The sequence below is a fragment of the Streptosporangium roseum DSM 43021 genome, assembly GCF_000024865.1.
In the GTDB taxonomy this organism is placed as follows: Bacteria; Actinomycetota; Actinomycetes; order Streptosporangiales; family Streptosporangiaceae; genus Streptosporangium; species Streptosporangium roseum.
In genome coordinates, this window is sequence record NC_013595.1 from 6,095,429 (window position 1) to 6,119,072 (window position 23,644).

The following is a 23,644-nucleotide window of genomic DNA, read 5'->3' on the forward strand; positions in this document are numbered from 1 at the left end:
CGGGCCGGGGCGCACGGACTCCCGGGCGCCCCGGCCCGGCCGGTCGGCGGCGACCCCGCGGGGCCTGCCAGGTGGCCGGCGCCGACCGGCAGGGCCGGCCGGGCGATCAGCGGTAACCGGCCAGGCGGTCAGCGGTACCCCCGCAGGGCCGGTCGGCCAGGCGATCGGCGCTGACCGGCGGGCAGGCGGTTACCGCTGACCGGCGGGCAGGCCGGCCAGGCGGCCGATGGCCAGGCCGGCCTGGCGGACGCTCTCCACCAGGGCGTGCTCGTCTCCGGCCGGACCGTTGGCCAGCACGGCGTAGCCGATCCGGCGGCCGGAGCCGATCAGCACCCCGACGTCGGCCCGCACGCCGACGTCGGTGCCGGTCTTGTTCGCCACCCAGACCCTTCCGGGCGCGACGGAGGCGGGCACCTCCCGGTCCTCCGGCTCGTGCGGCAGCAGGGCGGGGACCAGGCTCCGGTCGGTGTTGCAGGCCATCCAGCCCAGCATGAGCCGGGTCCACTCCTCCCGTCCGTCGAGCCCGGCCGCGAACCGGGCGAGCTCTCCGGCCGTACCGACGGCGAAGGTCGGCGGGTGCGAGGGCAGGCGCGGCTCGCGGATCCGGTCGAGGATCCGCGTCCGCGCGAAGCCGAGCGCGGCGGCGTCCTCGGCCACCCGGTCCAGGCCGAGCCGGCGCAGCAGCGCGTTGGTCGCGGTGTTGTCGCTCACCGACGCGGTGAGCACGGCGAGATCCCCGATCGTCCAGCGGCGGGCGGACAGGTCGCCCAGGAGGCCGGAACCGCCGCAGCGGTCCTCCTCCCGCACCTCCACGATCTCGGCGGGATCGAGCCTTCCCGCGGCGATCCCGCGGGCCACCGCGGCGAGCAGCAGCAGCTTGCCGGTGCTCGCGAGGGTCAGCTCGACGTCCTCGTCGAAGGAGATCAGCCCCGGCACCGACACGGCCACCGTGAGCGCCCCGTCTCCCCCCGGCGCGTCGAGCTCTGTCATCGCCCCACCTTCCCGGAACCCGTCATCCTGTCCGGCCCCGTCATCGTTCCCGGCCCCGTCGTTCCCGGGCCCGTCATCCTGTCCGGGCCCATCGTTCCCGGCCCCATCGTTCCCGGGCCCGTCATCCTTGCAGAGGCCCGGAGGCCGCGATCACGGCCGATCACCCGCTCACCGCTCACGTGGACAGCACCGTCCCGGGCCTGGCGCCGGTCTCGGCACCGTCCCGGACCACGGTCCGGCCGGCGACGATCACCGAGTGGATCCCCGACGGCGGGAGCAGCGGATCGGCGAAGGTGGCGCCGTCGGCGACCGAGGTGGGGTCGAAGACGACCAGGTCGGCATGGGCGCCGTCCCTGATGACGCCGCGCCCCGCCAGCCCGAACCTGGCCGCGGCCATGCCCGTCATCTTGTGCACCGCCGTCTCCAGGCTCAGCAGTCCCAGCTCCCTGACGTAGTGCCCGAGCACGCGCGGGAACGTCCCCGCCCAGCGGGGGTGGGGCCGGCCGCCGGGCTTGGGCACGCCGTCCGAACCGATCATCGAGTACGGCGCGGCCAGCACCCGCCGCACGTCGTCCTCGATCATGGAGTGGCTGATGATCGTCACCTCGCCCTGCTCGGCGACGAGCAGATCGGCGACCATGTCGAGGGGGTCCTGGCCGCGCGCGGCGGCCAGCTCGGCGATCGTGAGCCCCTCCGTCTCGGGGTGGCGCGGCGCGCAGGCGATCGAGATGCGGTCCCAGCCGCCGTTGCCGACGGTGTTCTCCCAGCCGGGCACGCCCTCGGCGATGGCCCGGCGCATCAGGTCGCGCTGTCCGGGGTCGGCCAGCCGCGCCGTCAGCGCGGCGATCCCGCCGTCCGAGGCCCAGGGCGGGAGCATCGCGCCCAGCGCCGTGCTCCCCGCGGTGTAGGGGTAGACGTCGCAGGTCACGTCCATGCCCCCGGCGCGCAGGGCGGCGAGCTTCGGCAGGGTGCGCCGGGTCCGTCCCCAGGCGTACTTGCCCGCCGTCTTGTGGTGGGAGACGTGCAGCGGGGCACCGCTCCGGCGCCCGATCTCGACGGCCTCCTCCAGCGCCTCCTCCACCCGCGACATCTCGTCGCGCAGGTGGGTGACGTACGGCTTGCCGTGCGCGGCCGCGACGGCCGCCAGCGCGACGACCTCGTCGGTGCTCGCGTAGGTGCCGGGGGTGTAGATGAGCCCGGTCGACAGCCCGGCCGCCCCCGCCGCCAGTGCCCGGTCGAGCAGGGCGCACATGGTGTCCAGCTCGCCGGGGGTGGCGGCACGGTCGACGGGGCCGATCACCCCGGCGCGGAGCGTGCCGTGCCCGACCAGGGAGGTGAGGTGGTTGGCGCGGGGCACCGCGGCGTGCGCGGCGGCGAACTCGGCGAAGCCCTCGTACATCCCGACGTCGCCGCCGAAGTAGACCCGGGTCTCCGCGCGCATCTCGGCCAGCCGTCCGGGCAGGGCGGGGAAGAGGCTGGAACCGCAGTTGCCGCAGATCTCCGTGGTGACTCCCTGCAGGACGGCGGCCCGTACCATGTCCCCGCCCAGCTCCCCGTCGATCAGGGTGACGCCGTCGGAGTGGGTGTGCACGTCGATGAAGCCGGGGGCGAGGACGAGACCGGTCAGGTCCGCGGTCTCGCGTGCGGTGGCGGGGGCTCCCGGCGGCAGCAGGGTGAGGCGGCCGTCGAGGACGCCGACGTCGGCGTGCCGGGCGGCGTCGGGCGCCGCCGTACCGTCGATCACCAGGCCGCCCCGGAGCAGCAGGTCGAAGTGGGTCACAGAACCTGCCCGAGGAAGGCGCGGAAGCGTTCGTGGCGCGGGTTGGCGAGCACGTCGCGGGGGTGTCCCTGCTCGACGATCACGCCGCCGTCGATGAAGATCAGGTTGTCGCCGACCTCGCGGGCGAACCCCATCTCGTGGGTCACCACCATCATCGTCATGCCGCTGGCGGCCAGGTCCCGCATGACCGAGAGCACCTCCTGGACCAGCTCGGGGTCGAGCGCGCTGGTCGGCTCGTCGAAGAGCATCAGCTTGGGATCCATGGCCAGGCTGCGGGCGATCGCCACGCGCTGCTGCTGGCCTCCGGAGAGCTGGGCGGGGTAGTGGTCCGCGCGGTCGGCGAGATCCACCCGCTCCAGCAGTTCCAGCGCCCTCTTCCTGGCCTGGCCCCTGGCGACGCCCTTGACGACGACCGGGCCCTCCATGACGTTCTCCAGCGCCGTGCGGTGCGGGAACAGGTGGAAGCGCTGGAACACCATGCCGATGTCCTGCCGCTGGCGGCAGAGCTGCGCGGGGCGCAGGTGGTGGATCCGGTCGCCCTGCTCGGCGTAGCCGATCAGGTCGCCGTCCACCCAGATGCGGCCGGAGTCGATGGTCTCCAGCCGGTTGACACAGCGCAGCAGCGTCGACTTGCCGGACCCGGACGGGCCGACGACGCAGACCACGCCGCCTTCGGGGACGTCCAGGCTGATGCCCTTGAGCACCTCGACGGAGCCGAAGCACTTGCGGACCGAGCGGATCCTCACCTTGGGTTCGACCATCACGCGTTCCCCCTGCCGAACGGCCGCAGGTTGCGGCGGACCCTGACCTGCAGCGCGTGGTGGCCGCGCTCGAACCGCTTCTCGATGAAGTGCTGGCCGACGCTCGCGATGGTGGTGAGCACGATGTACCAGATGGAGGCCACGATGAGCATGGCGATCACCTCGAAGTTGCCGAGGTAGATGCGCTGGGAGACCGTCAGCAGCTCGGCGCCGGCGATGACCGAGACCATCGAGGTGGTCTTGAGCATCGAGATGAACTGGTTGCCGGTGGGCGGGATGATCACCCGCATCGCCTGGGGCAGCACGACCCGGCGGAGCACCTGCCGGTGTGACATGCCGAGCGCCTCGGCCGCCTCGCGCTGGCCGGGGTCCACCGAGCGGATGCCCGCCCGGACGATCTCGGCCATGTAGGCGCCCTCGTTGATCGCCAGGCCGAGCAGGGCCGCGGTGAAGGGCGTGATCAGCTCGTTGGCCTGCCACTCGATCAGCTTGGGACCGTCGAACGGCACGCCGATGCCGAAGGAGGGGAAGACCAGCCCGATGTTGAACCAGAAGATGAGCTGGACCAGCAGCGGGGTGCCGCGGAAGAACCAGGTGTAGAGCGCGGAGGCGCCGCGCAGCACCGGGCTGCCGGACAGCTGCATCACGGCGGCGAGGATGCCCAGCGCCAGGCCGATCACCATGGACAGCACGGTGAGCTGGATCGTGACCCACAGGCCGCCCAGGACCCTGCCGTCCATCAGGTACTCGGCGATGACGTCCCAGTGCAGGTTCTCGTTGACGATGACCGTGTAGGCCAGCCACACCAGGGCGAATGCGGCGACCGCCGCCGCGACCCACCGGCCGGGCCGCGGCGGGCGGACCGCGTCGATCGGCAGGTCCGCGACGTCGGCGGCCTGCGGGGTCTTGGTCACTTCCACGGCTTGGTGTTCACCATGACCTCGGGCACGGCGTTGCTCGCGACGCCGTACTTCTCCAGGACCGCCTTGTAGCCGCCGTCGGCCGTCAGCTCCTGCATGGCCTTGGCCACCGCGTCGCGCAGCGCGGTGTTGCGCCGGTCGACCGCGATGCCCCAGGGGCCGGCGTCGTACTGCTCGGGCAGCACGTCGTACTTGCCGGTGTCCTTGGCGTACATCGCCGCGACGGGCGAGTCGACGATGGTGGCGACCGCACGCCCGGAGTCGATGCTCAGCAGGCCGGTCGGCGCGTCCTCGCTCTGCATGATCTGCATCTTCTTGGCGCACTTCTCGTCCTGCCGCTGCCCGATCGCGAGGTTCGAGCTGCCCTTGGCCAGCACGACGGTGCGGCCGCACAGGTCCTCAAGGGTCTTGATACCCTCGGGGTTCCCCTTCTTGACCATGATGGCTCCGCCGGCGCTGAAGTAGTCGACGAAGTCGACGGCGGCCCGGCGCTCCTCGGTGTCGCTCATGGAGGACATCACCATGTCCCAGCGGCCGGCCTGCAGGCCCGGGATCAGGCCGTCGAAGGCGGCGTTGGTCACCTTGACCTTCAGGCCGAGCTTGGCCGCGATCGCGGCGGCGAGGTCCGGGTCGACGCCGGTGAGCTCCTGGGTGCCCGGCTTGTACATCTCCATCGGCGGGTAGCCCTCCGAGGTCGCCATCCGGAGCTCGCCCGTCTTGCGCACGGCCTCGGGCACGAGGTCCTTGGCCGTCTTGCCCGCCGCCGACGCGGCGCCGGCGCCGGCGTCGGTCCCCGACGACGAGCGCCCGCAGCCGCCGGCGAACGCCGATACGGCCAGCGCGACGGCAATGACCGAATACAGGCGCTTTGTCATAGAACCTCCCGGTTTGCGAATAGTTGAGTTTATGTTGTCGATGGGAGGTAACGGCCCCAACAGTCATGAATGCTTGCGAGTCTCAGCGTCGAAATCTTCGATGCTGAGACCGGACAAAAGCCATCAAGCTCTACCTTCAACCCCATGAGCTTGGTCATCGAGAACGGCTGGCCGCGCACCGCGGCATGGACCGGCGGGGAACTGCACATCGGCGGGATCGGCGTACGGGAGCTCGCCGCCGAGTTCGGCACGCCCGCCTACCTCCTCGACGAGGAGGAGTTCCAGGCACGGTGCGCGGAGTGGCGGGACGCGCTGCCCGACGGTGAGGTCCACTACGGAGGCAAGGCCTTCCTCTGCCCCGAGGTGGTGCGCTGGCTGGACGCGGCCGGCCTCTGCCTCGACGTGTGCACCGGGGGCGAGCTGGCCGTGGCCGTGGCCGGGGGGATGGATCCCGCGCGGGTGGTCTTCCACGGCAACAACAAGTCGTTCGCCGAGCTGCGCCGGGCCGTCACCTGGGGCGTCGGCTGCGTGGTCGTGGACTCCTTCGCCGAGATCGAGCGGCTGGCCCTCCTCGCGGGCGAGGCGGGGGTGCGGCAGCGCGTGATGATCCGGGTCACCCCGGGGGTGGAGGCGCACACCCACGAGTTCATCGCCACCGGCGGCGACGACTCGAAGTTCGGGTTCTCGCTGAACGCCGGGCTGGCGGCCGAGGCGGTCCGCCGGGTCCTGGCCGCCGCCTCGCTGGAGCTGACCGGACTGCACTCCCACATCGGCTCGCAGATCACCGATCTGGGCGGCTTCACCCTGGCCGCCCGCCGGATGGCCGCCTTCCTGCTGGCGTGCGAGCGCGAGCACGGCGTGACGATCCCCAAGCTCGACCTCGGCGGCGGCCTGGGCATCGTCTACCGGCCCGGCGACCCGGTGCCGCCGCGCCCGGCCGAGGTGGTCGCGGCCCTGCGCGAGGCCGTCCCGGCCCACCTGCGGCTCGCCGTGGAACCGGGCCGCTCGATCGCCGGGCCCACCGCCGTCGCCCTCTACGAGGTGGGCACGGTCAAGGAGATCCCCGGCGTCAACACCTACGTCAGCGTGGACGGCGGGATGAGCGACAACCCCCGTCCCGCCATGTACGGCGCCGCCTACACCGCGCTCCTGGCCTCCCGCTCCTCGGACGCCCCCCTCCGCGAGGTGACGGTGGTCGGCAAACACTGCGAGAGCGGCGACGTGCTCGTCCGCGACCTGCCGCTGCCCGCCGACGTACGGCCCGGCGACCTGCTGGCGATCCCCGCCTCGGGGGCCTACCAGCGGTCGATGGCGAGCAACTACAACCACGTGACCCGGCCCCCGGTGGTCGCCGTCCGCGACGGATCGGCCCGGGTGGTCGTGCGCCGGGAGACCGAGGAGGACCTGCTCCGCCTCTACACCTGAGTGAGACCCCCGCCCCCGGGTGACACGCCGGCATACCTGGCCATGGAGTGACACTCGGGTGCGGGCGCGAGCGTCCCCCGGCGCGTCCGAGCGGCCCCGCCCCCCGCCCGGCGAGGGCCGCGTACCGGGCCGGACGGCCGGGACCGCCGCCGGACCTGCGATCAGGCCCGTGGCCGGACCGCGCGAGGACGGCTCAGACGCCGTACTCCACCGTGAGCACCGCGCGGGCCAGGGCGTGGTGGTTGACGGTCCCGCCGAAGACGGCGGCCGTCTGCTCCGGGGTGACCTCGATGCTCTCCACGCCGAGGGCGTGGACCGCGAAAACGTAACGGTGGGGCGGCCCGGGAGGCGGGGCGGCCCCGCCGAAGTCGAACGTGCCGTAGTCGTTGCGGCCGTGGAAGGCCCCCTTGGGCAGCCCCTCCATCGCACCGCTGCCGGCTCCGCGCGGCAGCTCGCCCACCTCGGCCGGGATGTCGACCAGCAGCCAGTGCCACCAGCCGCTGCCGGTGGGGGCGTCGGGGTCGAAGCAGGTGACCGCGTAGCCCTCCGTCCCCTCCGGAGCACCCGACCAGCGCAGGTGCGGGGAGATGTTGCCGGACTCGTAGACGTGCGCGCCGGGCAGGACGCCGCCGTCCACGAGGTCGTCGCTGGCGACCGTGAACGCCGGAACCTGGCGCAGGTAGGTGTAGGGCAGCGGTGCGCGCTGATCCATCATTCCCCATTCCCCCGTTTCCCCCGCCGGGGAGCGCCCGGCAGCAGGGGATTTTTGTAGCTTTTTCCAGATCTGTCAAGGGTTGACATTTCTGTGGGCTTTGACGGCATACTCCGCATTTAGATCGTTAATCACAAAGATGGATGTGCTAGCCCGTCTTCCGGTAGCTACGCGGCAACCCCACGTTCCGGTTGACCAAATGGTTCAAAAAACCACATCCGAAAGCGCGGAGTCCCCATGAGCAATCCGTTCGAGGATGAAAACGCCCATTTTTTCGTCCTCGTGAACACCGAGGGCCAGCACTCTCTCTGGCCCGTGTCCATCGACGTTCCCCACGGCTGGAACGTCGTGCACGGAGAGGACACCCGGCAGGGGTGCCTCGACTTCACCGATGCGAACTGGACGGATATGCGTCCCCGCAGCCTCTCCACCTCCTGAACGGCTCCCGAGCGCCGCACTCGCAGGCCGCCTCCGACGTGGAGCGCCATCACACCGTGCCGTCCTCCGGTCACACCATGCCGTCTTTCATGCGATTGCCCGGCATCCCCGTCATCGGTTCTGTTGCCACGCCGCTGTGCCATGAATCTGGAGATTTCGTGAACCGGCTTTCTTCCCACAACAACCTGAATGAGGCTTTCGAGGCGCGGGTGGCGGCGGCCCCGGACGCCGAGGCGGTGATCTGCGGCGAGGTCCGCCTCTCGGCCACCGAACTGAACGCGCGAGCCAACGCACTGGCACGACGGCTGACCGCCGCCGGAGTCGGCCCCGAATCACCCGTCGTGGTACTGATGCAACGCTCCGCCGACGTGGTCGTCACCCTGCTCGCCGTGATCAAAGCCGGCGGAACCTACATCCCCCTGCACCCCGCACTGCCCCCCGCCCGGATGCGCTGGATCGCCGAACAGACACACGCCCAGGTCCTGATCACCGACGACACCTACGCCGGACACGAACTGACCCACCACCTCCCCACCATGACGACCGGACCACAGAGCGACCCCCGCAACCTGGACCTGGAGATCACCCCCGACCGGCTGGCCTACACCATGTTCACCTCCGGATCCACCGGAGTCCCCAAGGGCGTCGCGGTGACCCACCGCAACGTCATGGCCATGGCGGCCGACCGGCGCTGGCGGGACCACCACCGCGTGCTGTCGCACTCCCCCTTCGCCTTCGACGCCTCCACCTACGAGCTGTGGGTGCCGCTGCTCAACGGCGGGACCGTGATCGTGGCCCCGCCCGGACCGGTGGACGCCTCCGTGCTGCGCCGAGCGCTGGAGGAGGAACGGGTCGACGCGGTGTTCCTGACGACCGGCCTGTTCAACCTGCTGGTCCAGGAGGCGCCCGCCGTACTGGCCGCCGTCCCGCACCTGTGGACCGGCGGCGAGGCCGCCTCCCCCGCCGCGGTGGAGCGCGTCCTGCGGGAGGGCGGCGACGTCCACAACGGCTACGGCCCCACCGAGACCACGACGTTCGCGCTGTCGCACCGGGTGGCCGTCCCCTCCCCCGGCGCCGTCCCCATCGGCGGCCCGCTGGACGCGATCCGCGCCCATGTCCTGGACGACAGGTTGCGGCCGGCACGGGAGGGGGAGCTGTACCTCGCGGGCGACCAATTGGCCCGCGGCTATCTCGGCCGGTCGAGCCTGACGGCCGAGCGCTTCGTCGCCGACCCCCACGGCGAGCCCGGATCGCGCATGTACCGCACGGGCGACCTGGTACGGCGTCGCGACGACGGGCACCTGGAGTTCGTCGGCCGGGCCGACGGCCAGGTGAAGATCCGCGGCTTCCGCATCGAGCTCGGCGAGATCGAGACCTTCCTCGCCCGGCACCCCGAGGTGGCCCAGGTCGCCGTCATCGCCAGGGAGGACCGTCCGGGGGACAGACGCCTGGCCGCCTACATCGTGCCCCACGACCCGCCCGCCGCCGGCGCCGGGACCGGGCTCGTCGAGCGGGTCCGGCGGGCCGCCGGGGAGACGCTGCCCGCCTACATGGTCCCCTCCGCCTTCGTCGTCATGGACGCGCTGCCGCTCAACCACAACGGCAAGGTCGACCGGCCCGCCCTGCCCGCGCCCGAGACGGCGGCCTCCGGCACGGCCCCGCGCACGCCGGTCGAGGAGATCCTGTGCGAGCTGTTCGCGCAGGTGCTCGCCGTGCCGGGGATCGGGATCGACGACGACTTCTTCCTGATGGGCGGGCATTCGCTGCTGGCCATGCGGGTGGTGACCGGGGTCAGGTCGGCGCTCTCCGTCGAGCTGCAGGTGCGGGCGGTCTTCGAGGCGCCCACCGTCGCCGCGCTGGCGGTCATGGTCGAGGAGGCGAGGGCCGCCGGCGCCGGCGGGGTGCGGCCGCCGCTCGTCCGCGCGGAGCGTTCGGCGCCGCCGTCGCTCTCCTTCGCCCAGCACCGGCTCTGGATCGTCGACCAGCTCGCGGAGCCGGGCGGCCTCTACACCATCCCGCTGGTCCTGCGCCTGTCCGGGCGGCTGGACAGGGCGGCGCTGGAGGCCGCGATCGGGGACGTGGCATGGCGGCAGGAGACGCTGCGGACGGTCTTCCCCGCGCGGGACGGCCGGCCGTCGCCGCGGGTGCTGGAGGCCGTACCCGGGCTGACGGTCGTGGAGACCGGCGAGGCGGAACTCTGGGCGGCGGTGGAGGAGGAGGCGCTGCGCCCCTTCGACCTCTCGGCCGAGCCGCCGGTGCGGGCGCTGCTGTTCGCTCTGGGATCCGGCGCTCCCGTCGAGCCGGACGAGCACGTGCTGGTGCTGCTGTTCCACCACATCGCCATGGACGGGTGGTCGCTCGCCCCGCTCAGGCAGGACCTGGCCCTGGCCTACACGGCCCGCACGCGCGGTGAGGCCCCCTCGTGGGAGCCGCTGCCCGTGCGCTACTCGGACTACGCCCGGTGGCAGCGCGACCTGCTCGGCGACGCCGCGGACCCGGACAGCCCCGCGAGCGTGCAGACCGCCTACTGGCGGGAGGCCCTGGCGGGGGCGCCCGACGAGCTGGCGCTGCCCGCCGACCGGCCTCGCCCGCCGGTGACCGGGCATCGGGGCGCGTCGGTGCCCCTGCGGCTCTCGCCCGACCTGCACGGGCGGCTGCTCGCCCTGGCCAAGGCCAACCGGTCCACGCTGTTCATGGTCGTGCAGGCCGGACTGGCGGCGCTGCTGACCCGGCTGGGGGCCGGGACCGACGTGCCGATCGGCGCTCCCGTGGCCGGGCGTACCGACGAGGCGCTGGACCGGCTGGTCGGCTTCTTCGCCAACACGCTGGTGCTGCGCACCGACACCTCGGGCGACCCGGCCTTCCGCGAGCTGCTGGCCAGGGTCAGGGAGACGGACCTGGCGGCGTACGCGCACCAGGACGTGCCGTTCGACCAGGTGGTGGAGGCGGTCAACCCTCCGAGGATCCCCGGCTGCCCCCCGCTCTTCCAGGTGATGCTCGCTCTGAACAACACCCCTGAGGACCAGGCCGAGCTGCCGGGCCTGACGACGACGCCGGATCCCACCTACTCGCTGTACGGCTTCGGCGGCGCGAAGTGCGACCTGGCGTTCGGCCTCAACGAGAACCTCTCCGCCGGCGCCCCCGCGGGCGTCGACGGGGTGGTGCAGTACGCGACCGACCTGTTCGACCACGGCACGGTCGAGTCGATCACCGCTCGGCTGGTGAGGCTGCTGGAGGCGGTGGCGGCGGACCCGGACGTCCGCGTGGGCGCGGTGGAGCTGCTGGCGCCGGACGAACGCTACACGCTGCTGGAGAAATGGAACGACACGGCGGTCCGGACGCCCGGGGGCAGCCTGGCCCGGCTGTTCGAGGCGCGGGTGGCGGCGGCTCCGGACGCCGAGGCGGTGGTCTGCGGCGAGGTCCGCCTCTCGGCCGCCGAACTCAACGCGCGAGCCAACGCACTGGCACGACGACTGAACGCCGCCGGAGTCGGCCCCGAATCACCCGTCGTGGTACTGATGCAACGCTCCGCCGACGTGGTCGTCACCCTGCTCGCCGTGATCAAAGCCGGCGGAACCTACATCCCCCTGCACCCCGGACTGCCACCCGCCCGGATGCGCTGGATCGCCGAACAGACACACGCCCAGGTCCTGATCACCGACGACACCTACGCCGGACACGAACTGACCCACCACCTCCCCACCATGACGACCGGACCACAGAGCGACCCCCGCAACCTGGACCTGGAGATCACCCCCGACCGGCTGGCCTACACCATGTTCACCTCCGGATCCACCGGAGTCCCCAAGGGCGTCGCGGTCACCCACCGCAACGTCGCCTCCTTCGCCGCCGACCGGCTCTGGCACGGCTCCGGGCATCGCAGGGTCCTGTTCCACACGGCGTCCTCCTTCGACGTCTCCATGTACGAGCTGTGGGTGCCGCTGCTCAACGGCGGGACCGTGGTCGTGGCCCCGCCCGGACCGGTGGACGCCTCCGTGGTGCGCTGGGCGCTGGAGGAGGAACGGGTCGACGCGGTGTTCCTGACGACCGGCCTGTTCAACGTGCTGGCCGAGGACTCGGCCGCCCTGCTCGCGAAGGTCCCGGAGCTGTGGATCGCCGGTGAGGCCGCCTCCCCCGCCGCGGTGGAGCGCGTCCTGCGGGAGGGCGGCGACGTCCACAACGGCTACGGCCCCACCGAGACCACGATCTACGTCACCGCCCACCACGTGACCTCTCCCGGAGCCGTCGTCCCGATCGGCCGCCCGCTCGACAACACCCGCGCCTACGTCCTGGACGGCAGGCTCCGCCCGGTGCCCGCGGGCGTGCCCGGCGAGCTGTACATCGCCGGCGACCACCTGGCCCGCGGCTATCTCGGCCGCCCGGACCTGACCGCCGAGCGCTTCGTCGCCGACCCCCACGGCGAGCCCGGATCGCGCATGTACCGCACCGGCGACCTCGTCCGCTGGCTCCCCGACGGCCTCCTCGACTACCTGGGCCGCGTCGACGACCAGGTCAAGATCCGCGGCATCCGCATCGAGCTGGGCGAGATCGAGGCCGTCCTCGCCCGCCACCCCGCCACGGCCCAGGTCGTGGTGCTGGTCAGGGAGGACCAGCCGGGCGACAAACGCCTGGTCGCCTACCTGGTCCCGTACCGGCGGCCGGACGGCTCCTCCCCGCCGGCGTCCCCTCCGGCGGGCGCGGAGCTCTCCGGGCAGGTACGGCGGTTCGCCGAGGAGGCGCTGCCCGCCTACATGGTCCCTTCGGCCTTCGTCGTGCTGGACGGGCTGCCGCTCAACCACAACGGCAAGATCGACCGGCGCGCGTTGCCGGTGCCCGCGTGGCAGGAGCCGGCCGCCGCGAAGCAGCCGCCCCGGACGGAGGCGGAGGCGCTGGTCGCGGAGATCTGGGCCGAGGTGCTCGGACTGGACGGGATCGGCGTGCATGACGACTTCTTCGCACTCGGCGGCAACTCGCTGCTGGCCATCCGAGTCGTCTCCAGGATCAGGGCCGCCGTGGATCTGGAGATCCCGGTCGACGCGGTCTTCACCAACCCCACGGTCGAGCGGCTCGCCGACGCTGTCGAGGCGCTGCTGATCGCGGACATCGAAGGACGGAGCCCGTAGACCCGCGAGGCCGTAGCCCCGGTTCCCGCAAGGCCGTAGTCCCGGCAAGGATCAGCAAGGAAGGAAAAGCCCCGGATGACCGAGCAGCTGTCGGAGCGCGCCGTCGCCCTTCCGGCGGACAAACGTGCCCTCCTGTCGCAGCGACTGCGCGGGCGGGCCGGGAGCACCACCGTCCAGCCCCGCCCCGAGGGAACCGCGCCGCCGCCGTCCAGCGGGCAGGAGCGGTTGTGGTTCATGGAGCAGCTCGCTCCGGGGAACACCGCCTACACGATCCCGCTGGCCGTGCGCCTGACGGGTGAGCTGGACACCGAGCTGCTCAGGCAGGCTCTGACGGCGCTGACCGCCAGGCACGAGGCCCTGCGGATGCGCTTCCCCGCGCAGGAGGGGCGGCCGGGGGTCGTCGTCGACGAGCCGGGGCCCGCAGTGCTGACGGTCCTCGACGCCGGCACCGCCGAGCGGGCGGCGGAGCTCGTCGGCGAGGAGCTGGCCCGGCCGTTCGACCTGGCGGCCGACGCGCTGCTGCGGGCGGTACTGGTCCGCGTCGGACCGGACGACCACGTGCTGCTGCTGGCCGTCCACCACATCGTCAGCGACGGCCAGTCGCTGGAGATCATGGCCGGCGAGCTGCTCAGGCTGTACGGCGGGCTCCGCGAGGGCGCGTCGCCGGCGCTGCCCGAGCAGCCCGTCCAGTTCGGCGACTTCGCCGTGTGGGAGCGGGAGCGGCTGGCGGGTCCCGCCGTCGAGCCCGATGTCGCCTTCTGGCGCGAGCAGCTGGCCGGGCTGCCCGACCTGGAGCTGCCCACCGACCGCCCGCGCCCGGCCGAGCAGCGCTTCGACGGCGCGGTCCACGCCTTCACCTGGGACGCCGAGCTGGCCGAGGCCGCGCGCGAGCTCGGCGGCGCGCACGGTGCCACGCTCTACATGACCCTGCTCGCCGCCTACCAGGCGGTGCTCGCCCGGCACGCGGGCCAGGACGACTTCGCGGTGGGCTCTCCGGTGGCCGGACGCCCCTACCGCGAGCTGGAGGAGGTGGTCGGCTCCTTCGTCAACATGGTGACCCTGCGCAGCCGTACCGGTGACGATCCCACCGTCGCCGAGCACCTGCTGCGCACCAGGGAGACCGTGCTCGGCGCGCTCGCCCACCAGGACCACCCCTTCCACCAGCTCGTCAACGACCTGCGCGTGGAACGGGACCCCAGCCGTTCGGCGATCTTCCAGGTGACCTTCACGCTGACCAACCGGGTGGAGCGCGACAGGACCGTCGCCGGGCTGGGCGTCGCCCCGTTCGACCCGCCGCTGGCGATCACCCAGTTCGACGTCGCGCTCTACGTCACCGAGACCGACGAGGGACTGAGCGGCCTCTTCACCTACCGCACCGACCTGTTCGAGCCCGCGTCCATCGAGCGGATCGAGCACTCGATGCGGCGCTTCCTGCGGGAGGCCGCCGCCGACCACGGCCGACGCCTGTCCGAGGTGTCGCTGCTCGGCGAGGAGGAGCACCGGTCACTGCTCGGCGACTGGGCGGGCACCCGCACCTGGCGGCCCGCGCACCGCACGCTCGGCGAGATGGCCGAGGCCCAGGCGGCGCGGACCCCGGACGCGGTCGCCCTCGTCGCCGGGGAGCGCTCGCTCACCTTCGCCGAGCTGCACCGCCGGGCGAACCGGCTGGCCAGGCACCTGCGGGACTCCGGCGTCGGCCCCGACGCGCGTGTCGCGATCTGCCTGGAGGGGACCGTGGACGCCGCGGTCGCGATCCTCGCGGTGCTCAAGGCGGGCGGCGCCTACCTGCCGCTCGACCCCGAGCAGCCGCGCGACCGGCTGGAGTTCCTGCTCGCCGACTCGTCGGCCGTCGTGCTGGTCACCGATTCGGCGCTGCGCGACCGGGCGGCCGGTTTCACCGGCACGCTCGTCGAGCTGGACCGGCTGCCCGGCGAGGGCGACGACACTCCGCCGGAGCCGCTCGCCGGCCCCGGCGACCTCGCCTACGTGATCTACACCTCCGGCACCACCGGGCGGCCCAAGGGCGTCGGCGTCCAGCACCGGCACATCGTGGCCTACCTGGAGTACATCCGCGAGGACTACGACATCGTGCCCGGCGCTGCCTTCGGGCTGCTCCAGTCGCTCGCCTTCGACTTCAGCATGCTGATGTTCTACCTGCCGCTCACCGGCGGCGGCACCCTCCACCAGCTCCCCCGCCGCGGCTCCGGGCCCGAGCTGGCCGACGCCGTACGCGACCTCGACTACCTGAAGATGACGCCCTCCCATCTCGCCGCGCTGGGCGCGGAGGTGGAGCCCGAGCGGCTGCTGCCGCGCCGCGCGCTCGTCCTGGCGGGCGAGGCGTCGCCGACCGCCTGGGTCCGTGACCTGGCCTCCCGCGCGGGCTGCGCGATCTTCAACAGCTACGGCCCCACCGAGACGGTCGTCGCGGTGACCACCGAGCGGGTGGACCCCGGGGCGCCCGCGCCCGGTACGGCCTGGCCCATCGGCCGCCCGCTCCCCGACGCCCGCGTCTACGTGCTGGACCGGGCGCTGCGCCTGGTGCCGCCGGGGGTCGCGGGCGAGCTCTACATCGGCGGCGACACCCTGGCCCGCGGCTATCTCGACCGTCCGGCGCTGACCGCCGAGCGGTTCGTCGCCGACCCGTACGGCGCGGCCGGAGCACGCATGTACCGCACCGGCGACCTGGTCCGCAGGCTCGGCGACGGGCGGCTGGAGTTCCTCGGCCGCACCGACCACCAGGTGAAGATCCGCGGCTACCGGGTGGAGCTCGGCGAGGTCGAGGCGGCGCTCGGCACCCTCCCCGGGGTCGTCCAGGGCGTGGTCGACCTGCGCGGCGACCACCTCGTCGCCTGGCTGGAGAAGGAGCCGGGGGCGGAGGAGGCCCCGGTCTCCGAGCTGCGGGCGCACCTGCTCGACCGGCTGCCCGAGTACATGGTCCCCGGCCGCTTCGCCTGGCTCGACCGCTTCCCGCTCCAGGCCCACGGCAAGGTTGACCGCGGGGCGCTGCCGGACCCCGGACCCGAGCGTCTGGACCAGCGGCCCGGCTACATCGCCCCCTCCGGCCCGACCGAGGAGTCCATCGCCGCGATCTGGGCGGGCGTCCTCGACCTCGAACGGGTCGGCACCGGCGACAACTTCTTCGACCTCGGCGGCCACTCTCTGCTGGCCACCCAGGTCGTGGCGAGGATGCGCAAGGCCTTCCCGGAGAGCAGGCCGCCGATCGGCGTGCTGGAGATGTTCAAGCACCCCACGGTCGCCGAGCTCGCCACGCTCGTCACCGAGCGCAGGGGCGAGACGGCGGCGCCGCGCCGGATACTCGCCGAGCTGACCCGCCCGATCGCCCCGCAGGACCGCGTCGGCTCCGTCATCTGCGTGCCGTACGGCGGCGCCAACGCGGTCGTCTACCAGACGCTCGCCGACGCGATGCCCGCCGGCTACTCCCTCTACGCGGTCGCCGCCCCCGGGCGCGAGCCCGGCGAGGAGGGGCAGCTGCCCTACGGGGAGGTGGCGCGGCTCTGCGTCGAGGAGATCGCCGAGCACATCCGGGGCCCGATCGTGGTCTACGGGCACTGCGCGCCCGGCAGCGCGCTGGCCGTGGAGCTGGCCCAGCGCATCGAGGCGTCGGGGCGCGAGCTGGACGCCCTCTACCTGGGCGGCATCTTCCCCTTCGCCCGGCCCAAGGGCCGTTTCCTCGGCTCGCTCAGCACGCTGATCAACGACCGCCTGCACGGCACCCGCACGATCGCGGCCGAGCTGCGCGCGCTCGGCGGCGACATGTCGGGGCTCGACGAGGAGCAGGTGGCCTTCACCGTCGAGCTGATGCGCGAGGACGGCCGGATGGCCGAGGAGCACTTCACCGGACTCCTCGGCACCGAGCAGCCCCGGCTGAGGGCGCCGATCGTCTCGGTCGTCGGCGAGCGCGACCCGAGCACCGAGTTCTACCAGGAGCGCTTCAAGGAGTGGTGCTTCCTGTCCGACTCCTCGTCACTGGTCGTCATCGACGAGGCCGGGCACTTCTTCCCCAAGTACCGCGCCGGCGAGCTCGCCCAGATCCTCACCGGCACCCACACCGCCGACGCGGCCTGGCGGGAGGCGCACTCGCGCGAGGCGGGCGGCACCTGGTGGCTTCAGGACAGCGTGGAGCGGCGGGCCGTGCGGGAGGAGCGCGAGCCGAGCATGCGCCGGTTCCTGCCCGTCGCGCTGGGGCAGCTCGTCTCGCTCACCGGCTCGGCCCTCACCGAGTTCGCGGTGCCGATCTGGATCTACACGGTCACCGGGTCGCTGGCCCACTTCGGGCTCATCGCCCTGCTCGCCCTGGTGCCGGGGATCATCGTGGCCCCGCTGGCGGGCGCGGTGGTCGACCGCTACGACCGGCGGCGGGTGATGATCGCCGGTGACCTGGTGTCGGGCGTCACTCAGGCGGTGATGCTCGCCCTGCTGCTGACCGACCGGCTCTCGGTCGGCCCGCTCTACGCGCTGATAGCCCTCGTCTCCGTCTCGGTGACGTTCCAGCGGCTGGCCTACCAGGCGTCGATCCCGCAGCTGGTGCCCAAGCGCTACCTCGGGCACGCCAACGGCATCGTGCAGCTCGCGATCGGCACCGCCCAGTTCCTGGTCCCCCTCATCGCGGTCGGCCTGCTCGCCGCGATCGGGCTGGAGGGCATCCTGACCATCCAGGTGGCGGCCTACACCTTCGCCATCGTCGTGGTGCTCCTCGTCAAGTTCCCCACCACGCTGGGGCTGCGCCGCCGCGAGCCGATCTCGGCCGAGATCGCCAACGGCTTCCGGTTCTCGCTGGGCCACCGGAGCTTCCGCGGCATGCTGTTCTTCTTCGCCGGCGTGAACCTCTTCCTGGCCCCCATGTTCGTCATGGTCTCGCCGCTCGTCCTCTCCTTCGCCCCGCTTCAGGCCGCCGGCGCGGTGGCGGTCGCGGCCGGGGCGGGCGCGATCACCGGCGGCGTCGTCATGAGCCTGTGGGGCGGCCCGACCCACCGCAGGCTGCGCGGCGCGATCGCCGCGACGATGCTGATGGCGGTCGCCGGCGTGCTGACCGGGCTGCGGCCCAGCCTCTGGCTGATCGGCATCGGCGCCTTCGGCATGTCCTTCGCGCTGGCCATGATCAACGGCACGATCATGACGATCATCCAGGTGAAGGTGCCGCACCGGTTCCAGGGCCGGATCATCGCGGTCAACACCATGATCGCCGCAGCCACCGTGCCGCTCGGCTTCGGCGTCATCGCCCCCCTCGCCGGCCCGCTCCTCGATCCGCTGCTGGCCGCGGGCGGCCCGCTCGCGGACACCGTCGGCGCGATCATCGGCACCGGGCCGGGGCGCGGGATCGGGCTCCTGTACCTGCTGTGCGGGCTCGGCATGGCCCTGCTGGTGCTCGCCGCCACCCGGATCGGGACCCTGGCGCGCTTCGACGACGAGGTGCCCGACGCCAAGCCCGACGACCTCATCGGCATCGAAGAGCTGGAAAGGACCCACGCATCGTGAACACCACCATCGCCTGGGAGGTCAGGGAGGGCAGGCCCGCCGCGGCCGACGCCCAGGGCTCGGACCTGGGCGAGACCTGCGACTGGCTGCGGGAGAACCGCGACGCCATCCGTTCGGGCCTGGACGAGCACGGCGCCCTCTACCTGCGGGGACTGCCGGTGAAGGGAGTGGAGGACTTCGCCGGGGTACGCGACGCCCTGATCTCCAAGCTCGCCGGGTACGTCGAGAAGGCCACCCCGCGCAGCCACTTCGGCAAGGACGTCTACTCCTCCACCGACCTGCCTCCGTCCCAGTCGATCCGCCCGCACAACGAGAACAGCTACGCGCTCAACTTCCCCGGGCTGCTGATGTTCGGCTGCCTGATCGCCCCCGACGAGGGGGGCGCGACCCCGGTGACCGACGTGCGCAAGGTGCTGAGAGGCATCCCGCAGCCGCTGGCCGACCGGTTCCGCGCGCAGGGCTGGTCCCTGGTGCGCAACTACGGCGACCACATCAGCCTCGGCTGGCGCACCGCGTTCGGCACCGAGGACAGGGACGAGGTCGCCGCCTACTGCGCGGACAACCACATCGCCCACGAGTGGGTGGGCGACGACCAGCTCCGCACCGTGCAGCGCCGCTCGGCGACCATCCGCCATCCCGGGACCGGGGAGGAGGTCTGGTTCAACCACACGGTCTTCTGGAACGAGTGGGCGCTCGACCCGGAGGTCCGCGAGGTGTTCCTGGAGGACCTGGGCCACGACAACCTGCCCTTCAACACCGCCTACGGCGACGGTGAGCCGATCTCCAGGCAGGACGTGGAGACCATCGACGAGGCCTACCGCCAGGCGACGGTCAGGGAGACATGGCGGCCGGGTGACATCCTGATCGTCGACAACATCCTCTCCGCCCACGCCCGCGAGTCCTTCAAGGGCCCCCGCAAGATCGTCGTCACCATGGGCGACCCGGTGCCCCTGGACACCTGCGCCCCGACCGTCCAGCCGCAGGCCGGCTTCGCCAGGACCGCGGCCGGGGCCGGGGCGGGAGCCGGGGCCGGGGCGGCCGCCAAGCCCGCGAAGGCGCGCCGCTGGTTCGGCCGCCGCTCCTGACCCGCCGGCCGTTCCGGTGCCACCCGTCACGGGGGCGGCACCGGAACGGCCGGCCGGCCTCACTCCGCCCGGCCGACACCGAGCGGGATCTCGAAGTGGAGGGTCTGGAAGTGCCCGGCGTCGCCGTCCCGGCCGTCGTGGACCGGCGTGGCCAGTGACCGCCAGAACGCCTCCGCGCCCTCGACGCGCGTGTCGGTGTGCAGGTAGAGGGCCTCGTAACCGCCCGCGTCCGTGACGAACCGGCGCGCGAGCCCGACCATGGCCCTCGCCAGGCCGTGGCGCCGGTGCCCGGCCCGCACGTAGACGCGGAAGATCTGGGCGGTGGTCGCGGCCGGGTAGCGGTCGGCGAGGGAGCGGGGGTGCGGCGGGCAGGTGGGGGGCGCGGCCCTGACCGCGGTGGTCCCGACGACCTCGGCGCCCTCGACGGCCACGAACAGGGCGTGCCTGGCCGGACGGAGGTAGGCGCCCTCCAGGTCGATGACGTCCCAGTGCCATTCGGGGCGGTAGCCGTACCCGAACTCGTGGTAGAAGGTGTCGAGCATGACGCCGCGCGCACCCTCGAGGTGCTCGGCGCCGGCCATGCGGACGTCGTACGGGCTCATATCTGGTTCTCCTGGTGGGGGTGCCGGTCGAGCAGGGCGCGGGTCAACGGGTGCCGGGGCCGGGCGAGAACGTGCGCGGCGCCGCCCTCCTCCGCGATCCTCCCCTCCGAGAGGATCACGACGTGGTCCGCCAGCCGCGCGACGACGCCCATGTCATGGCTGATCAGCACGAGGGTCAGGCCGAGAGCGCGGCGGAGCCCGTCGAGCAGGTCGAGGACGCCGGCCTGGGTGACCGTGTCCAGGCCGGAGGTGATCTCATCGCAGATGAGGACGTCGGGGGAGGCGAGCAGCGCGCGGGCGAGCGCCGCGCGCTGGAGCTCTCCGCCGGACAGTCCCCCGGGCCTGCGGGCCGCCGCGGCCGGGCCGAGCCCGACGCGGCCGAGCATGTCCAGCGCCGCCTCCCGCGCCTGCCCCGGGCCGAGGCCGCGCAGCCGTATGGCGGTGCGGCTCACCTGCTCGGCCACCGTCCGGCCCGGGTCGAAGGAGGCGTGCGCGTCCTGGAAGACGTACTGCACGCGGGCCACGTCCTCGCGGCGCCGGCGCGACAGCGACGGAGCCAGGGGCCGCCCGTCGAGCAGCACGGTCCCGCGTGCGGGCTCGTGCAGTCCCGCGACGCAACGGGCCAGGGTGGTCTTCCCGCTCCCCGAACGCCCGACCAGCGCCAGGCACTGCCCGGCGGCCACCCGCAGCGACACGTCGTCGAGCACCGGGCCCGAGCGGTGCCCGGCCGTCAGGCCGGCGACCTCGATCCGCACCCGTCCCGGCGGAGCCGCCGGACCGGGAGGAATGCCCGCCGGGGCCGGAGACGGCACCGCCGGAACCGGAAGGGGGGTCGCCGGGAGCCGGGCGGCGAGCAGCCGCCGGGTGTAGTCGTGCGCGGGCCGGGTGAACACGTCCTCGGCATGGCCGCTCTCCGCCACCCGGCCGCCGCGTAGGACGACGACCTGGTCGGCGAGTGCGCGCACCACGTCCAGGTCGTGGCTGAGCAGGACCACGGCGATGCCCTGGCCGGCGAGGCCCCTCAGCTCGTCGACGACCTCTCCTCTGGTGACGGCGTCCTGCCCGGTGGTGGGCTCGTCCGCGACGATCGCCGACGGGGCGGTGAGGAGGGTCTGGGCGAGCACCAGGCGTTGCTGCTGGCCCCCGGAGAGCTGGTGCGGGTAGCGGCGGAGCAGGTCCTCGCCCGTGGGCAGCCCGGCGCGGCGGAGCACGGACGCGACCCGCTCCGCCGCCGCTCCGTCCGGGGCGTGCCGCCGGGCGATCTCGCGCAGCACCGCGCCGACGCGGCGGACCGGGTTGAGCACCGACGCGGGATGCTGCGGCAGGTAGCCGATCCGGCCGCCCACCTCGACCGTCCCGGACAGGGCCACGCCGGGTGCGTGCTCGCCGAGCAGCGCCCGCCCGATCGTGGTCTTGCCGCTGCCCGAGGCCCCGACCAGGGCGAGCACCCGGCCGGCGGCAAGCTCGAAGGAGACACCGTCGACCAATGCGCTGCCGCCGGTCTCGGCGCGCAGCCCCACGACGCGGATCACGTGGCCTCCTCGCGGTGTCTCCGCACTCCGTCGAAGAGCAGGTTCAGCCCGACGGACAGGGTGACGACGAGCAGCGCCGGGACGACCACCGCCCAGGGCTGGAGGAACATGCCGGTGCGGTTGCGGTCCACCATCACCGCCCAGTCGCTTGCGTCCGGGGGGACTCCGACGCCCAGGAAGCTCGCCGTCGCGACCAGGTAGAGCGCGCCGACGACGCGGACGCCCAGGTCGGCCAGGAGCGTGCGGAGCATCGAGCGGCCCACGTATCCGGCCGCCCGGCGCCACCGGCTCTCGCCCTGCAGCCGCATCGCCTCCATCGCGGGCCGGGCGGCGATCTCCAGCGCCGCCGCCCGGGAGATCCGGGCCACCTCCGGCATGTTGATCACGGCGACGATGACGATCAGGGTGAGCGCCCCGGGCGGGGCGGCGGCGGCGAGCAGGATGAGCAGCAGCAGCGAGGGGATCGCCAGCAGCAGGTCCAGCGGCCGCATCAGCAGCTCGTCGAGCCACCGGCGGCCGGTCATCGCGGTCAGCACGCCCAGCGGCGTGCCCGCGAGGTAGGCCAGCACGGTGGCGGCCAGCGCGACCACCACGACCGTCCGGCCTCCGAGGAGCACCTGCTCCCCCACGTCCCGCCCGACGAAGTCCGTCCCCAGGAGGGGGCCGGAGCCGTACGGGACACCACGGGGGTCCGGCTCGCCCGCCAGCCACGGGCCGGCGAGGGCCACCACGAGCGGCACGCTCAGCAGCGCGATGCCCGGCCCCCATCTCAGCGCCGATCTCATGCCGCACCTCCGGCGCGCGGGGCGAGACGGAAGGCGACGACGTCGGCGACGAGGTTCACGGCCACGGTGGTGGCCGCGAAGACCAGGGCGAGCCCCTGGATCACCGGGATGTCGCGTGCGGAGACCGCGCTCACCAGAGCGGTGCCCAGGCCGGGGACGACGAACACGGCCTCGACGGTGATCACGCCGCTGAGCAGCCAGTCCGTGGTCCGGGCGAGCTGCTGTACGGCGGGCGCCACCGCGTTGGGCAGGGCGTGTGCCAGCCTCACCCGCCGGGTGGAGAGCCCGAGCCTGTGGGCGTGACGGACGTAGTCGGAGCGCAGGGCGTCGATCATCCCCGCCCGGACCAGCCTGCTGATCGAGCAGATCGGCCGGGCGAGCAGGACGAGGAGAGGCAGCACCAGCACGGCCGGCTGCGCGAGCAGGTCAGGGCCGACGCCCACCGCGGTGGGCGGGAACCAGCCGAGCCGGAGCGCGAACAGCGCGACCAGCACGACGGCGAGGGCGAACTCCGGTACCGAGTACAGGCCGATGCCGACCGAGGTGAGCGCCCGGTCGAGCAGCCGGCCCTCACGGATCGCCGCGACGACCCCCACGGCCACGGCCAGCGGGACCAGGAGCAGCAGGGTGATCGCGGCAAGCTGGACGGTCGGCCCACCGGCGTCGGCCAGGAATCCGGTGACCGGGCGCCCGGCCGTCAGCGACGACCCGAGATCGCCGCGCAGAAGGCCGAGCAGCCAGTCGGCGTAGCGCACCGGGGCGGGCCGGTCGAGCCCCAGCTCCTGGCGGATCCGGTCGATCCGCGCCGGATCGGGCACGTCACCGGCCAGCACCACGGCGGCGTCCCCGGGCAGCGCCTCGGTGAGGGCGAACACCAGCATCGTGACCGCCACGATCTGCGCCAGGCCGAGCAGCAGTCGCCGTACGGCGTATCCCGGCAGGCTCACGGGCTCCGCCGCCCCGGTTCCGAAAGCTGCCCGACGGGCCCGGCGGGTCCACTGCCTCCGCGGGGTCCGCCAGGTCTGCCAGATCCGCCATGCCCCCTGAGTCCGCCGGGCCCGCCATGCCCCCTGAGTCCGCCGGCTCCGCCAGGTCTGCCAGGTCCGCCATGCCCTCCGCT

At 73.2% G+C, this 23,644-nt stretch carries 15 protein-coding genes; 5 read left to right on the plus strand and 10 right to left on the minus strand.

Going from position 1 to position 23,644, the window contains the following annotated elements; genetic code table 11:
* Window positions 1-189 precede the first annotated feature (189 nt).
* The 5 genes from SROS_RS26860 to SROS_RS26880 form a co-directional block, all read right to left on the minus strand.
* Entirely contained in the window at window positions 190-990 is an 801-nt protein-coding gene (locus SROS_RS26860) for a serine hydrolase (protein ID WP_012892063.1), read from the minus strand.
* Window positions 991-1,165: 175 nt separating this feature from the next.
* A complete protein-coding gene (locus tag SROS_RS26865) occupies window positions 1,166-2,770 on the minus strand; it encodes an N-acyl-D-amino-acid deacylase family protein (RefSeq protein WP_012892064.1) in 1,605 nt (534 codons plus the stop codon).
* Window positions 2,767-3,531, minus strand: a complete 765-nt coding sequence (locus SROS_RS26870) for an amino acid ABC transporter ATP-binding protein (protein WP_012892065.1) — start codon at window positions 3,529-3,531, stop codon at window positions 2,767-2,769. Before SROS_RS26870 ends, SROS_RS26865 begins: the two co-directional genes overlap by 4 nt.
* A complete protein-coding gene (locus SROS_RS26875) occupies window positions 3,531-4,451 on the minus strand; it encodes an amino acid ABC transporter permease (protein WP_245564285.1) in 921 nt (306 codons plus the stop codon). Before SROS_RS26875 ends, SROS_RS26870 begins: the two co-directional genes overlap by 1 nt.
* Window positions 4,442-5,326 (minus strand): ABC transporter substrate-binding protein, encoded by an 885-nt coding sequence (locus tag SROS_RS26880; protein WP_012892067.1) that lies wholly within the window; start codon window positions 5,324-5,326, stop codon window positions 4,442-4,444. Before SROS_RS26880 ends, SROS_RS26875 begins: the two co-directional genes overlap by 10 nt.
* Before the next feature lie 144 nt (window positions 5,327-5,470).
* Between SROS_RS26880 and lysA the strand changes: the two genes are divergently transcribed.
* Complete coding sequence (lysA, locus tag SROS_RS26885; RefSeq protein WP_245564287.1) at window positions 5,471-6,751, plus strand: diaminopimelate decarboxylase; 1,281 nt, start codon at window positions 5,471-5,473, stop codon at window positions 6,749-6,751.
* 193 nt (window positions 6,752-6,944) lie between these two features.
* Here the strand turns inward: lysA and SROS_RS26890 are convergent, their stop codons facing one another.
* Window positions 6,945-7,466, minus strand: coding sequence for a YbhB/YbcL family Raf kinase inhibitor-like protein (locus tag SROS_RS26890; protein WP_012892069.1), 522 nt, complete (start codon window positions 7,464-7,466; stop codon window positions 6,945-6,947).
* Between the two features lie 234 nt (window positions 7,467-7,700).
* On the opposite strand from SROS_RS26890, the gene SROS_RS26895 reads away from it, so the two are divergent.
* The 4 genes from SROS_RS26895 to SROS_RS26910 all read left to right on the plus strand — a co-directional run bounded on the left by SROS_RS26895 (window position 7,701) and on the right by SROS_RS26910 (window position 19,605).
* On the plus strand, window positions 7,701-7,901 hold the full coding sequence (locus SROS_RS26895; protein WP_012892070.1) for an MbtH family protein: 201 nt from the start codon (window positions 7,701-7,703) through the stop codon (window positions 7,899-7,901).
* A 158-nt stretch (window positions 7,902-8,059) separates the two neighbouring features.
* Window positions 8,060-13,024 (plus strand): non-ribosomal peptide synthetase, encoded by a 4,965-nt coding sequence (locus SROS_RS26900; protein WP_012892071.1) that lies wholly within the window; start codon window positions 8,060-8,062, stop codon window positions 13,022-13,024.
* A 75-nt stretch (window positions 13,025-13,099) separates the two neighbouring features.
* Window positions 13,100-18,520, plus strand: coding sequence for a non-ribosomal peptide synthetase/MFS transporter (locus tag SROS_RS26905; protein WP_012892072.1), 5,421 nt, complete (start codon window positions 13,100-13,102; stop codon window positions 18,518-18,520).
* Window positions 18,517-19,605 carry a TauD/TfdA family dioxygenase gene (locus tag SROS_RS26910; RefSeq protein ID WP_012892073.1) on the plus strand — a complete coding sequence of 363 codons (1,089 nt, stop codon included), beginning with the start codon at window positions 18,517-18,519 and terminating at the stop codon, window positions 19,603-19,605. Before SROS_RS26905 ends, SROS_RS26910 begins: the two co-directional genes overlap by 4 nt.
* Before the next feature lie 59 nt (window positions 19,606-19,664).
* Here the strand turns inward: SROS_RS26910 and SROS_RS26915 are convergent, their stop codons facing one another.
* The 4 genes from SROS_RS26915 to SROS_RS26930 are packed head-to-tail and all read right to left on the minus strand — an operon-like array spanning window position 19,665 to window position 23,471.
* The gene (locus SROS_RS26915; RefSeq protein ID WP_012892074.1) at window positions 19,665-20,207 is read right to left on the minus strand and encodes a GNAT family N-acetyltransferase; all 543 of its coding nucleotides are present in this window, start codon (window positions 20,205-20,207) and stop codon (window positions 19,665-19,667) included.
* Window positions 20,204-21,739: an ABC transporter ATP-binding protein gene (locus SROS_RS53985; RefSeq protein WP_012892075.1), complete on the minus strand. Its 1,536-nt coding sequence runs from the start codon at window positions 21,737-21,739 to the stop codon at window positions 20,204-20,206. Before SROS_RS53985 ends, SROS_RS26915 begins: the two co-directional genes overlap by 4 nt.
* Complete coding sequence (locus SROS_RS52365) at window positions 21,736-22,524, minus strand: ABC transporter permease subunit (RefSeq protein WP_012892076.1); 789 nt, start codon at window positions 22,522-22,524, stop codon at window positions 21,736-21,738. The genes SROS_RS53985 and SROS_RS52365 overlap by 4 nt, the downstream gene beginning before the upstream one ends.
* On the minus strand, window positions 22,521-23,471 hold the full coding sequence (locus SROS_RS26930) for an ABC transporter permease (RefSeq protein ID WP_012892077.1): 951 nt from the start codon (window positions 23,469-23,471) through the stop codon (window positions 22,521-22,523). The genes SROS_RS52365 and SROS_RS26930 overlap by 4 nt, the downstream gene beginning before the upstream one ends.
* Window positions 23,472-23,644 lie beyond the last annotated feature (173 nt).

What these genes read in the sequence shown, in the direction of transcription:
- SROS_RS52365 (WP_012892076.1), bottom strand. Translation starts at nt 22,524, where the DNA reads ATGAGATCGGCGCTGAGATGGGGGCCGGGCATCGCGCTGCTGAGCGTG.
- SROS_RS26895 (WP_012892070.1), top strand. Translation starts at nt 7,701, where the DNA reads ATGAGCAATCCGTTCGAGGATGAAAACGCCCATTTTTTCGTCCTCGTG.
- SROS_RS26915 (WP_012892074.1), bottom strand. Translation starts at nt 20,207, where the DNA reads ATGAGCCCGTACGACGTCCGCATGGCCGGCGCCGAGCACCTCGAGGGT.
- SROS_RS26880 (WP_012892067.1), bottom strand. Translation starts at nt 5,326, where the DNA reads ATGACAAAGCGCCTGTATTCGGTCATTGCCGTCGCGCTGGCCGTATCG.
- SROS_RS26890 (WP_012892069.1), bottom strand. Translation starts at nt 7,466, where the DNA reads ATGATGGATCAGCGCGCACCGCTGCCCTACACCTACCTGCGCCAGGTT.
- SROS_RS26860 (WP_012892063.1), bottom strand. Translation starts at nt 990, where the DNA reads ATGACAGAGCTCGACGCGCCGGGGGGAGACGGGGCGCTCACGGTGGCC.
- SROS_RS26905 (WP_012892072.1), top strand. Translation starts at nt 13,100, where the DNA reads ATGACCGAGCAGCTGTCGGAGCGCGCCGTCGCCCTTCCGGCGGACAAA.
- lysA (WP_245564287.1), top strand. Translation starts at nt 5,471, where the DNA reads ATGAGCTTGGTCATCGAGAACGGCTGGCCGCGCACCGCGGCATGGACC.
- SROS_RS26870 (WP_012892065.1), bottom strand. Translation starts at nt 3,531, where the DNA reads ATGGTCGAACCCAAGGTGAGGATCCGCTCGGTCCGCAAGTGCTTCGGC.